The organism is Syntrophotaleaceae bacterium (genome assembly GCA_041390365.1).
Classification (GTDB): domain Bacteria; phylum Desulfobacterota; class Desulfuromonadia; order Desulfuromonadales; family Syntrophotaleaceae; genus JAWKQB01.
Genome location: JAWKQB010000003.1, coordinates 949,668 through 961,593, shown reverse-complemented (window position 1 = coordinate 961,593; position 11,926 = coordinate 949,668). Strand labels below are relative to the sequence as shown.

Below are 11,926 nucleotides of genomic sequence, written 5' to 3'. Positions count from 1 at the left end.
ACAAGGGGGATAGTCCATGAAGTTATTCCAGGTTGTCTTTTTACTGAGCACGGTTCTGGCAGCTCCTGCTTTTGCCGTTCTGCCTGGCCAGAGCCTCACTTATGAAGGCGGGGGCGCCGGCCCGGTCACCTTCAGCGGGACCGATCACCGGCAGCCTTGTTCAACCTGCCACAACAGGGATCTGTTTCCCAGGATGTTGAAGGGGGCAAAACCAATCACCATGCAGGCTCTTTACGCAGGTCAGCTCTGCGGGTCCTGTCATAACGGAGAGCAGGCTTTTGCAAGTCAAGGCAATTGCGCCCGTTGCCATGAAGGGTACAAGGATAAATAGCCGCCAGACCGGAAGCAAAAACGACAACGGAGCGCCTGAGCGCTCCGTTGTATTCCAACTTTAAGGAATCCCTTATCCACCGATGCCGTGCATGCGACGGCCTCCCTGCCGGAACTCCTTTTCACCGATATGGTGTCGCTGCGGCTTGATGCAGGCCGCTTCGCGCAAAAGCCGTTCGATTTCCTCATCTGAAGAGGAACTGCGCAAGGCCTCCCGCAGATCGATCTCCTCACTCGAAAAAAGACAAGGCCGGATGCGGCCGTCAGCCGTAATCCTCATCCGGTTGCATTCACCGCAGAAATGGTCGGAAATGGCGGGAATTACGCCGACCCGGCCCGGGCTGTCGGGAAAATGGAACAGGCGTGCCGGACCGGCCGGCCCCTGCCGGAGAAGGGGAACCAGTTTCCCGATCTTGCCCAGCTCCTCGAGAATGGACTTTGCCGGAAACATGTGCTCCGGAGTGAAATCGAGCCCGGAACTGACCGGCATGAATTCAATGAACCGGATCTCCCAGGGATGTTCCAGCGCGAGACGGCCGAAGTCGACGATCTCGTCATGATTGATGCCTTTCAGCGGCACCATGTTGATCTTGAGATGGGTCAGCCCCACCGCGTCGGCAGCTTCGATCCCGTCCAGTACCTTTTGCAGACCGGGCCGCCGGGTGATCAGCTGAAAACGGTCCTCCCGGAGAGAATCAAGGCTCACGTTGACGCGGGACAGACCGGCCTTGCGAAGATCGAAGGCCATGTCCGCCAGCAGCACTCCGTTTGTGGTCATGGTGATCTCCGGTCCCGTCGGCAGCGCCGCGAGTTCCCGGATGAAGTCGACGATGCCGCGGCGAACCAGGGGCTCCCCTCCGGTAATACGGATCTTTTTCACGCCGAGACGGGTTGCCACCGAAGCGATTCTGAGCATCTCCTCGTAGGTCAGGACTTCGCCATGTTCTATCGGCTCGACCCCTTCCGCGGGCATGCAGTATCGGCAACGAAGATTGCATCGGTCAGTGATGGAAAGACGGAGATATTCGATTTTACGCCCGAAACTATCTTTCAAGGTAAGGCCTCCAGTTATGCGTTTGCCCGGGTACGAAACCGTCCTCCCCCAACCTGCAGTTGGCAGTAACAGCGTTCTATCCCAGGCGGGCATAACTTACCATTTTTGTCGTATTCAGGGCAACTATCTTTATCCAAAAAAGGAGGGTTCCTGAATCGAAATCGAAACGTTATCGGGTTCAAGAAATTTCGGACTTACCCCAAAAGCTGAAAGGGGAAATTCAGCACCGGTTTCGATAGCGATTTCGATTTGGATATCAGATAAGGGACGTGGTACTTTCGATGGCCAAAACCGTTGGCGACCAGGCCGACAAATTAGACGTTTTTTTGGAGGATAATGATGAGTAAAGCCTTGGGCCTTTTGTCCGGAGGTCTCGACAGCATTCTCGCCGCCATGGTTCTTAAGAAACAGGGTGTCGATGTGACCGGCATCGTTTACGTGACCCCTTTCTTCGGGGCGGAACGGGCGCGCAAAGCCTCCCGGCAGATAGACATCCCGCTTATCGTCAGGGACATCAGCGAGATTCACCTCGAAATGCTGAAAAATCCCCGCTATGGTTACGGCAGGAACCTGAATCCCTGCATCGACTGCCATGCCATGATGTTCCGCATTGCCGGAGAATTGGTCCGCCAGGGTGATTTCGACTTTCTTTTTTCGGGAGAAGTCCTTGGCCAGAGACCCATGAGCCAGAATCTCAATGCCTTGCAGGCTGTCGCCAAACATTCCGGCTGCGGCGATTTCATCCTGCGCCCTCTGAGTGCAAGGCTGCTGCCGGTGACTGCCATGGAGGAAAAAGGTTTGGTCGACCGGGAGCAACTGCTGAACATTCAGGGACGCACACGGCGCCGGCAGGAGGAACTGGCCCGACAGTGGGGGCTGGCCGATGTTCCCAGTTCGGGGGGAGGGTGCCTGCTCACCGAAAAATCCTTTACCGCACGCCTGCAGGATCTGCTGAATCACCACCCGGACTGCACCCCGAAGGATGTGGAGCTGCTCAAGCTCGGTCGTCAGTACCGTCTCTCTTCACGAGCCAAATTAACCCTCGGCAGAAACCGGGAAACCAACGAAGCGATAAAAAACCTTGCCGATGACAACCACCTGCTCCTCCGTGCTGAATTGTATAGCGGCCCTCTCGGCCTGATCAGCGGCCATCCTGACAAAGATGATCTGCGGCAGGCAGCCGCCATTGTCGCCGCCTACGGCAAGGGGAAGGATTGTCCCACGGTACGGGTGCTGCTGGTGGGGAAGGAGGCACCGGAAGTCTTCGAAGTGGCACCGATGGATCGGGAAAAAATCGAGGAATTGATCGTGCCCTGAGAGAATTGTCCTAGGGCGATATCCCTAGGGGCGAACCGATCTGTTCGCCCTGCCCCGGGGAGCGTAACCTTATTTACCTTTCGACCCCGATTTCGATTTCGATTTGGAAAAAACAATAGCAAATTAACCAGGACATTTATTAATAAGAAAGCCCCCCGGACGGATCCGGAGGGCTTTTTTGCATTCAGAAGCGAACAGCGGAGGGCGAAATTACATCATGCCGCCCATGCCGCCCATTCCTCCCATGCCGCCCATGCCACCGGGCATGCCGCCCATGCCTTCATCCTTCTTCGGCACTTCGGCAACGCAGGCTTCGGTGGTCAGCATCAGGCCGGCCACGGAAGAAGCGTTCTGCAGGGCACTGCGCACCACCTTGGTCGGGTCGATGATGCCGGCTTCAATCATGTCGCAGTACTCGTCGGTGGCGGCGTCGAAACCGAAGGAATCTTTCTCGCCAACCACTCTGTTGACTACGATGGAACCTTCGGCGCCCGCATTCGCCGCAATCTGCCGCAGAGGCTCTTCAAGGGCGCGCTTGACGATATTCAGGCCGAACATCTGCTCGCCCTGGAGGTTGAGGCTTTCAAGGGCCTTGATGCAGCGAATCAGAGCGACTCCGCCGCCAGGCACGATGCCTTCTTCGACAGCTGCACGGGTAGCATGCAGGGCGTCCTCGACGCGGGCCTTCTTCTCCTTCATTTCGGTTTCGGTGGCGGCGCCGACCTTGACCACGGCGACCCCGCCGACCAGCTTGGCCAGGCGCTCCTGCAGCTTTTCCTTGTCGTAGTCGCTGCTGGTCTCCTCGATCTGGGCCCGGATCTGCTTGACCCGGCCCTGAATATCGGCTTCGCTGCCGCCGCCGTCGATGATGGTGGTGTTTTCCTTGTCGATGACGATGCGTTTGGCGTAACCGAGCATGTCGAGGGTGGCGTTCTCCAGCTTGAAGCCGAGCTCCTCGGCGATCACCTTGCCGCCGGTGAGAATGGCGATGTCTTCGAGCATGGCCTTGCGGCGGTCGCCGAAGCCGGGAGCCTTGACCGCGGCCACGTTGAGGGTGCCGCGCAGCTTGTTGACCACCAGGGTAGCCAGAGCTTCGCCTTCGATATCTTCGGAGATGAGCAGAATCGGACGGCCCTGTTTGGCGACGGCTTCAAGGATGCCGACCATGTCGCGCATGTTGCTGATCTTCTTGTCGTGGATCAGGATCAGCGCGTCTTCCATGACCGCTTCCATCCGCTCGGGATCGGTCACGAAGTAAGGGGACAGGTAGCCGCGATCGAACTGCATCCCTTCGACGGTCTCGAGGGTGGTTTCCATCGCCTTGGCTTCCTCGACGGTGATAACGCCTTCCTTGCCGACCTTCTCCATGGCCTCGGCGATGATGTTGCCGATGGTGGCATCGCTGTTGGCGGAAATGGTGCCGACCTGGGCGATCTCCTTGTGGTCCTTGATCGGCTTTGACAGGCTTTTCAGGTTGGCGACGGCCGCTTCAACAGCTTTGTCGATGCCGCGTTTGATTTCCATCGGGTTGTGACCGGCGGAAACCAGCTTGACGCCTTCGCGGTAGATGGCCTGGGCCAGCACGGTGGCGGTGGTGGTGCCGTCACCGGCGACATCGGAGGTCTTGGACGCGACTTCCTTGACCAGCTGGGCGCCCATGTTCTCGAACTTGCCTTCCACTTCGATCTCCTTGGCAACGGTCACGCCGTCCTTGGTGATCAGCGGGGCGCCGAAGGATTTTTCGATGACCACATTGCGGCCTTTGGGGCCGAGGGTTACCTTGACGGCGTTGGCCAGCTGGTTAACACCATCCAGGATGTGCTTACGGGCGTCCTGCCCGAATTTGATTTCTTTAGCAGCCATGGTTCACTATCTCCTTTGAATCGAAATTGAGAGGGTTGTCGGTTATTCGAGCACGCCGAGGATATCGTCCTCGCGCATGATCTGGTATTCCTTCCCGTCGACCTTGATCTCGCTGCCGGCGTATTTGCCGAACAGTACCCGATCACCAACCTTGATATCCATGGGCAGCACCTTGCCGTCCTCGGTCACCTTGCCCTTGCCAACGGCCTTGACAATTCCCTGCTGAGGTTTTTCCTTGGCGGAATCGGGAATGATGAGTCCGCCGGCCGTCTTGGCCTCTTCTTCAACCCTCTCAACAATAATGCGGTCACGCAACGGTCTGATGTTCATGTCAAATCTCCTTTCTCGCTTTGCCAATAAAATAGGATGCCGGGTTTCGACCCGTTATCGGTTGCCTTTCTCTGCAGGCCAAACAAAAAAAGCTTAAGTTCCGAATCGATGCGAACCAAGCCCTGAAACGGGTGCCGAGATATTAGCACTCGTCAGGAAGGAGTGCTAACAAGCAGAGCTAAATATAATCAGCCCCTTTTCAATGTCAAGGCTTTTATCGGGAATTTTTTTGCCGTTAAAGATTCCTGAGGTTTTTACCGGTTCAGGAGATTTTCTTGACAGGGAATCGAAAGGTATGGTAGTTGATCTGCGAATCGAAAATTTGGCGGTCTTCTGCGACTGGCGTTAAGGTGGGGCACCACCGTGGAGCAGAAATCAACGACCGAGACAGCCGTACGCCTGGGCCCCCTTCTTGAAAGAGGCCAGGCGTTTTTTCTTTCCTGGCTCCGCAAACGATCTCTCTCGGAATTTTTATCAAAACCAGATTTTTTAAGGAGCAGACACCATGAGCAAGAAACTCTTTATTCCCGGACCTGTTGAAGTGAGCCAGGATGTGCTCGAGGCGATGGCCACCCCGATGATCGGCCATCGCATGAAGGAATACGCGGTTCTCCATAAAGAAGTGGTCGACGATCTGAAAAAACTGCTCAACGCCCCCGGTCCGGTTTTCCTTTCCACCTCCAGCGCCTTCGGGGTTATGGAGGGGGCCGTACGTAATCTGGTGCAGAAGCGGTGCGCCTGCTTCGCCAACGGCGCTTTCAGTAAAAAGTGGTACGAGGTAACCTTGCGTTGCGGCCTGGAGGCCGACCTCTTTTCCGCCGACTGGGGAAAACCCGTCACCGCCGAAATGGTCGACCAGGCCCTGGCCACCGGTAAATACGATGCCATGACCGTGGTACACAACGAAACCTCCACCGGCGTCATGTCTCCCCTGGAGGAGATCGCCGCGGTGATGAAGAAATACCCCAAAGTCTCCTTCATCGTCGACACCGTCTCTTCCATGAGCGCCGTCCCCATCGACGTCACCGCCCTCGGCATCGATGTCTGCCTGGCCGGGGTTCAGAAAGCTTTCGGCCTGCCGCCGGGTCTGGCAGTCTTTTCCGTCACCCGCAAGGCCCTCGACAAGGCCCGCACCACTCCCAATCGCGGCTACTATTTCGATTTCGAGGAATTCGAAACAAACGACGAAAAGAACAACACTCCCAGCACCCCTTGCATCAGCCAGATCTACGCTTTGCGTCATCAGTTGAAGAAGATGTTCGCCGAAGGGCTGGAAAACCGCTATGCCCGCCATCGGCAGATGGCTGAGGCGACCCGCTCCTGGCTGACCAAGCAGGGCTTCGGACTCTATGCGGCCGAGGGCGCCCGTTCCAACACCCTCACCACCGGAACCAACGATGGCAGCACCGACCTGGAAAAACTCAAGAAGCTGGTTGGCGAGCGGGGCTACGCCATGGATAACGGCTACGGCAAGATCAAGAACCAGACGTTCCGCATTCCTCACATGGGGGACTTTACCATGGCGGACATGGAAGACTATTTTACCCTGCTCGAAGAGCTGCTGCCGCAGGCCCGCAGCTGATTTAAAAACCTCCTGAAAACCAGACCACCACCATGCAATGATATACCTCCAGGCCCCCGCAAGGGGGCCATTTTTTTCACAAACCGCGCTATAATGAATTCATCACCTCTTTCAAGCCGGCATCCAAGCCGCACCTGCCGACCATGTTCCGCATCCGCCGCATTTATGATGATCTGTTGCCGATCAACCGGACGGCCATCGACCACGTGCGCCAGATCCTTCGGAGCCAGTTTCCCGACCTGTCCGCCCGGGACATCGACAAACTGCCCGGCCAGCTGAAAAATCCTCTCAAACACGGCTTTCGGGCCATTCTCTATGTGGCCGACGATCAGCGCGGGCGGGTACAGGGTTTCGCCCTGCTGCTGCACGAACCGCAACTTCGGTTCGGCTACCTGGAATACATCTCCAGCGCGAAGCAGATGACCGGTCGAGGCATCGGCGGCGCCCTCTATCGGCGTTTACGCGAGGAGGCCCGGACCCTGGGTTTGCTGGGACTCTTCTTCGAGTGTCTGCCCGACGATCCTCAGTTATGCCGCGATCCAGCGATACTCAGGCAGAACCGCGCCCGGCTGCGCTTCTATGAGCGGTTCGGCGCTAGGCCCATCACCGGGACGGGTTACGAAACGCCCGTCAAACCGGGACAGGACAATCCCCCGTATCTGGTCTTCGATGATCTCGGAGTAAAGCAGGTTTTGCCGGCCGATCAGGCCCGGGAAATCGTCCGCACCATACTGGAACGGAAGTACCGTCACATTTGTCCGCCGGAATACGTGCAGATGGTGGTGGACTCCTTTACCGACGATCCGGTGAAGCTGAGACCGTTCCGCTACCTTTCGACGGGAACGGAAACGGCGGCGACTCCCGATCCCATCCCCGCCGATCAGCGCATCGCCCTGGTGGTGCACGATCAACACGCCATACATCATGTCCGGGAGCGAGGTTATGTGGAGGCTCCCGCGCGGATCGAAGCGGTCATGGAACACCTCGCCCCCTCCGGATTGTTTGCCCCGGTACCGATCAGACACTTTTCCGAGAGGCATGTGACCGCGGTGCACGACGCAGCCTTTGTCCGCTATCTCAAAACCGTATCGGCCCGTCTGCCGGAGGACGAAGCGGTTTACCCCTATGTCTTTCCGGTGCGCAACGCCAGCCGGCCTCCCAAGGAACGGGCCATCCGTGCCGGCTACTACTGCATCGACACCTTTACGCCCCTGACCCGCAACAGCTGGCCCGCCGCCAGCCGGGCGGTGGACTGCGCCCTGACCGCCGCCGGACAGATCGTCTCCGGACAGCGGCTCGCCTACGCTCTGGTGCGGCCGCCGGGACATCACGCGGAGAGAAGCTTCTTCGGAGGGTTCTGCTACCTCAACAGCAGCGCCGTAGCTGCCCACTATCTCAGTCGTTTGGGCAAGGTGGCGGTCCTCGACATCGACTATCATCACGGCAACGGCACCCAGGAGATCTTCTACCAGCGGCCCGACGTGCTGACCGTCTCGGTCCACGGCCATCCCTCCTTTGCCTATCCCTATTTCAGCGGATTTGACGACGAGCGGGGCAGCGAATCGGGCCGGGGTTACAATCTCAACCTGCCTTTGCCGGAGAAGCTGACGGCGGAGCGCTATCGATCGACCCTTCAGCAGGCGCTGCGCCGCATCAAGCGGTTCAGGCCCGGCTTTATCGTAGTGCCTCTCGGCTTCGACACAGGCCAGGGAGACCCGACCGGCACCTGGCCTCTGCGCAACGAGGATTTCCACCGCAACGGTCGACTGATCGGGGAGCTGGGCCTGCCGGTTCTGGTGGTCCAGGAGGGCGGGTATGATACAGGTCAGATGGGCGGATACGCTCTGCACTTTTTCACCGGCCTTCGGGAGGGCGCTTTTCTATCGCCCCATTAAAAGCCGCAGGGGACCGTGCTGAAGCCCTCCCTATGGAAAAACAACGAAAACGCACAACCCGAGGTGACGTGCCGTCGGCTGGTTTCAATGCGTCAAGCCGGACCGCTGACCCCCGCCCTTCGAATGGATTTCCACCCGGTTGCGTCCTTTCTCTTTTGCCATATAGAGCGCCTTGTCTGCAGCCTGGACCAGAGACAAGGCGTCGATCTTAATGCCCTTTTCTGCCACCGCGACCCCGAGGCTGACGGTGACGGAAACAATACCTTCCGGTGTGTCGACCTTGCTGCCGCCGATGTTCTTTCGAAGCCTTTCCGCAAGAGCCATCGCACATTCCCTGCCGCAGTCGGGTAAAATCACCAGAAACTCCTCCCCGCCGTAGCGGCCGATGGCGTCGTAGGGACGCATATGGGAATGCATCCTGTCTGCCGTCGCCATCAAAACCACATCTCCGGCCAGGTGACCGTAGGTGTCATTGATCTTTTTGAAATGGTCGAGATCCGCCATGATGGCGCTGACCTCGTGGCCTTCACGCTCGGCCCTGGCCAGTTCCTGATGAAGTATGCCGAGAATCTCCTCATGGTTCCAGAGACCGGTCAACGAGTCGTGACTGGCCTTCACCCGAAGAAACTCCCGTGCGCTTAACAACTCGCTCTGCAACTCGATGATCCGCCGCCCCGCTCGCAGGCGCACCTTGAGTTCGTTCTGCTTGAAAGGTTTGACAATATAGTCATCGGCGCCCGATTCCATGCCGGTCACAAGATCTTCCTCCCGATGCTGTGCCGTCAGAAGCATCAGGTAGATATAAGGTTCCGGGAGTTCCGCTCTGACCCGGCGACAGATCTCCACCCCTTCAAGCCCCGGCATTTTCCAGTCGAGAATGGCCATGCGCGGGGGATCCTCGCCTTTCAATATCCGCCACGCTTCCTCACCGTCCACGGCGGGAATCACCTGGTACCCCCATCTGCTCAAAATTTCTATGAGAAGGCGCAGCAGAACAGGATCGTCTTCGGCAACGAGTATCTTCATTTTCCTGCTGTTCGAATCCTTTCTCAAAGCCCTGCCCCAAAGTGAAAGGGTCAGAGAAAACAGGGTCAGGAGCGTTTTCCTGGTTTATCGGTCGGCGCTTTTTCCTAATCTACCACAGGTTGGGCCGGCAACAAGCCGAACCGCGAATCACTCCGCATCCCGAACGTCGGTTTCGAAATGGAAAAAACCCGATATAATGAGAACCATAGACTGTTATACCAATTGACCAACAGGAGAAAACACAATGCGCGAAACTCACTCCTTCATGGCAAGAAACGCCCCCTGGACCCTAAGTCTTCTCAGAATCGTGACGGCCCTGCTCTTCATGCAGCACGGCGCGCAGAAACTTTTCGGCATCCCGGCGCCACCATCAATGGAAATCACCCTTTTCTCGCTGATTGGCCTGGCCGGAGTTCTCGAATTGTTCGGAGGAGGCCTGGTTCTGTTGGGTCTTTTCACCCGGCCTGTAGCCTTTGTGCTGTCAGGCCTGATGGCCGTGGCCTATTTCATGGCCCACGCTCCCCGGGGATTCTGGCCTTTACTTAACAACGGGGAACTGGCGGTACTGTACTGCTTTGTGTTCCTTTATCTCTCATTCGCCGGACCCGGCCCCCTGAGTGTGGACCGGTTGAGAGGCGCCAGCTGAATTTCAAAACTGCTCCGTCAAACGACGGCGGGCGGCATCCTCCCTACTGCCGCCCGCCGTTGTGGCTTTCTCTTGATGATTTTTCCAAATCGAAATCGCTATCCAAATCGAAATCGGGTGTTAGCCTTTTCGATTTGGCGATGTTCGATTTGGGGCACTTTCTGCAATACAAAACCCTCGGTATCCAAACCAAAATCAAAGGCCAAAATCCGATCCCGATTTCTATTTCGATTTGGATGAAACCCTGTCAAAACGGTATCAAGTGATATGGATTTTGCGAAGTGCAATACTCGTCAGAAAGACCGATCGGCAAGATGTTTCTTGACCGTTCTTCGGTCAAGGCCGGTCCGGCGGGCGACCTGCTCGATGGTTCCATAGCGCTGAAAAAGCAGCTCACAATAGGCGGCCAAAAGCTGGCGGGCGGTCAACTCTCCTTTCTCTGCAAAAAAGGAATGGATCGCCGGAACGGTTGGGGCCGCCGATTCCCCCTGGTAACTCCCCGAAACAAGAATCCGCCGGACGGCCTGTTCCAGCTCCCGCACATTGCCCGGCCAATGGTAATCGAGTCCGACGGAATCCAGCAGGGCGGCGATGACGAAACCCTCAAGCTCCTCCCCCTCCGACCCGAGCATGCGGCGAAGCACGGTCCGCACCAGCACGTCCAGCTCCCGGGGGTCCTCTTCCAGACGCTGTCGCAAGCTGGGAAGGACGATAATGTCGGAACAGAGGCGGTAGTAGAAGTCGTCGCGAAACTGTCCATCCCGGCGCATCTCCTCGAGAGGCCGGTTGGTGGCGGCGATCACCCGGCCGTGAAACCGCTTCCGTTCGTGACTGCCGACGGGATGGAAGGTACGTTCCTGCAGCACCTGCAGCAGCTTGATCTGCACCGGCAGGGAAAGATCGCCGATCTCATCCAGAAAGATGCAGCCGTGGGCGGGACAGCGGGAAAACACCCCTTCATAGTCGCCGATGGCGCCGGTAAAGGACCCTTTACGGTGACCGAAAAGTTCCGATTCGATCAGGGTTTCAGGATACTGGGAGAGGTTGAGGGGCAAGAAATTGCGGGTAAAACTCTCGGCGAAACAATCTTTCTGCTCGTCATAGGGGATAAAACCGGAACGGCCGATGGCCGCCGCGGCGGCACCCTTGCCGGTACCCGTCTCCCCCAGCAGGAGGGTCGAAAAATCTTCCATCCGGTTCCACAGCAGCTTTTCGTAGCGCTCTATATCGCTGGTGAAGATGCTGTTCCAGAGCCGACGGCGCAGGTTGCGCATGGATGGGGAAAGACCGGCCAGGGTCTGGTCGATGAAATACCAGGCCCGGCGGATCTGATAGAAAATAGCAAGATATCGCCGGGATTCTTCCTCGTCGAAACCGGCCGCCGACAGCCGGGAAAGCACTTCCCGGGCGAATGAGGCTTTGCACGGTTTGTCTCCCTCCGCGATCTGCCGTCGAATGAAGTCGTCGAAGGGATTCCGGAACTGGTGAAAGATTTCAAACAGGAAGGCATGCCGCAGAATGTCCCGGTCCTCGGCATCATAAAGCCGCAGATCGGCAGGTCCGAGGCGCCGCAGAACCTCCCCTGCCCGGACAACGGCCCGGTCAAAAAGCTGTTCCCGCCCAAGGCTCGAATTCTCCCCGGAAATCTGCCGGTCCAGCTCCTCCCGTTCGGGGCCGAAGGGGTTGGCGAAAGCGGCGCGGTTGATCAGTTCAAAGGTCCGACGGTCCTCGACCGTCAATTTTCGTTGACGATTCATACACAAAATGTGCATCGTGTATGCATTTTTTGTCAACAGGTTTTATTTGCCACGGATGGATCTGCCGCCGAAAAGAAAATTATCTTTTTAATTCAGCAAAATTTATCCTTGGCTCGAAATTGGCAC

General features: G+C 57.4%; 10 protein-coding genes and 1 riboswitch. Of the genes, 5 read left to right on the top strand and 5 right to left on the bottom strand.

Features of this window, described 5'->3' with window-relative positions; genetic code table 11:
- Positions 1-16: 16 nt before the first annotated feature.
- Complete coding sequence (locus R2940_16650) at positions 17-331, top strand: cytochrome c3 family protein (GenBank protein ID MEZ4601420.1); 315 nt, start codon at positions 17-19, stop codon at positions 329-331.
- Between the two features lie 72 nt (positions 332-403).
- Here R2940_16650 and moaA read toward each other — a convergent pair whose 3' ends face one another.
- Positions 404-1,384 carry a GTP 3',8-cyclase MoaA gene (moaA, locus tag R2940_16645; GenBank protein ID MEZ4601419.1) on the bottom strand — a complete coding sequence of 327 codons (981 nt, stop codon included), beginning with the start codon at positions 1,382-1,384 and terminating at the stop codon, positions 404-406.
- A gap of 339 nt (positions 1,385-1,723) precedes the next feature.
- Between moaA and R2940_16640 the strand changes: the two genes are divergently transcribed.
- Positions 1,724-2,701, top strand: coding sequence for a thiamine biosynthesis protein (locus R2940_16640; GenBank protein MEZ4601418.1), 978 nt, complete (start codon positions 1,724-1,726; stop codon positions 2,699-2,701).
- 210 nt (positions 2,702-2,911) lie between these two features.
- Here R2940_16640 and groL read toward each other — a convergent pair whose 3' ends face one another.
- Together groL and groES are read right to left on the bottom strand one after the other, a co-directional pair.
- The gene (gene groL / locus R2940_16635; GenBank protein ID MEZ4601417.1) at positions 2,912-4,564 is read right to left on the bottom strand and encodes a chaperonin GroEL; all 1,653 of its coding nucleotides are present in this window, start codon (positions 4,562-4,564) and stop codon (positions 2,912-2,914) included.
- A 42-nt stretch (positions 4,565-4,606) separates the two neighbouring features.
- Positions 4,607-4,894 carry a co-chaperone GroES gene (gene groES, locus R2940_16630; protein MEZ4601416.1) on the bottom strand — a complete coding sequence of 96 codons (288 nt, stop codon included), beginning with the start codon at positions 4,892-4,894 and terminating at the stop codon, positions 4,607-4,609.
- Between the two features lie 325 nt (positions 4,895-5,219).
- A riboswitch (ZMP/ZTP riboswitch) is annotated at positions 5,220-5,306 on the top strand.
- A gap of 93 nt (positions 5,307-5,399) precedes the next feature.
- Here groES and R2940_16625 point away from each other — a divergent pair.
- Both R2940_16625 and R2940_16620 read left to right on the top strand, forming a co-directional pair.
- On the top strand, positions 5,400-6,476 hold the full coding sequence (locus R2940_16625; GenBank protein MEZ4601415.1) for an alanine--glyoxylate aminotransferase family protein: 1,077 nt from the start codon (positions 5,400-5,402) through the stop codon (positions 6,474-6,476).
- Between the two features lie 143 nt (positions 6,477-6,619).
- A complete protein-coding gene (locus tag R2940_16620; GenBank protein ID MEZ4601414.1) occupies positions 6,620-8,371 on the top strand; it encodes a histone deacetylase family protein in 1,752 nt (583 codons plus the stop codon).
- 84 nt (positions 8,372-8,455) lie between these two features.
- Here R2940_16620 and R2940_16615 read toward each other — a convergent pair whose 3' ends face one another.
- Entirely contained in the window at positions 8,456-9,397 is a 942-nt protein-coding gene (locus tag R2940_16615; protein MEZ4601413.1) for a diguanylate cyclase, read from the bottom strand.
- A 244-nt stretch (positions 9,398-9,641) separates the two neighbouring features.
- Here R2940_16615 and R2940_16610 point away from each other — a divergent pair, with 244 nt between their 5' ends.
- The gene (locus tag R2940_16610) at positions 9,642-10,043 is read left to right on the top strand and encodes a DoxX family protein (protein ID MEZ4601412.1); all 402 of its coding nucleotides are present in this window, start codon (positions 9,642-9,644) and stop codon (positions 10,041-10,043) included.
- Positions 10,044-10,336: 293 nt separating this feature from the next.
- Here R2940_16610 and R2940_16605 read toward each other — a convergent pair whose 3' ends face one another.
- A complete protein-coding gene (locus tag R2940_16605; GenBank protein MEZ4601411.1) occupies positions 10,337-11,800 on the bottom strand; it encodes a sigma 54-interacting transcriptional regulator in 1,464 nt (487 codons plus the stop codon).
- Positions 11,801-11,926: the final 126 nt, after the last annotated feature.

Excerpts from the sequence above, each read along its gene's own strand:
- R2940_16640 (MEZ4601418.1), top strand. The coding sequence starts at position 1,724 with ATGAGTAAAGCCTTGGGCCTTTTGTCCGGAGGTCTCGACAGCATTCTC.
- groL (MEZ4601417.1), bottom strand. The coding sequence starts at position 4,564 with ATGGCTGCTAAAGAAATCAAATTCGGGCAGGACGCCCGTAAGCACATC.
- R2940_16610 (MEZ4601412.1), top strand. The coding sequence starts at position 9,642 with ATGCGCGAAACTCACTCCTTCATGGCAAGAAACGCCCCCTGGACCCTA.
- R2940_16625 (MEZ4601415.1), top strand. The coding sequence starts at position 5,400 with ATGAGCAAGAAACTCTTTATTCCCGGACCTGTTGAAGTGAGCCAGGAT.
- R2940_16605 (MEZ4601411.1), bottom strand. The coding sequence starts at position 11,800 with ATGAATCGTCAACGAAAATTGACGGTCGAGGACCGTCGGACCTTTGAA.
- R2940_16650 (MEZ4601420.1), top strand. The coding sequence starts at position 17 with ATGAAGTTATTCCAGGTTGTCTTTTTACTGAGCACGGTTCTGGCAGCT.
- groES (MEZ4601416.1), bottom strand. The coding sequence starts at position 4,894 with ATGAACATCAGACCGTTGCGTGACCGCATTATTGTTGAGAGGGTTGAA.
- R2940_16615 (MEZ4601413.1), bottom strand. The coding sequence starts at position 9,397 with ATGAAGATACTCGTTGCCGAAGACGATCCTGTTCTGCTGCGCCTTCTC.
- R2940_16620 (MEZ4601414.1), top strand. The coding sequence starts at position 6,620 with ATGTTCCGCATCCGCCGCATTTATGATGATCTGTTGCCGATCAACCGG.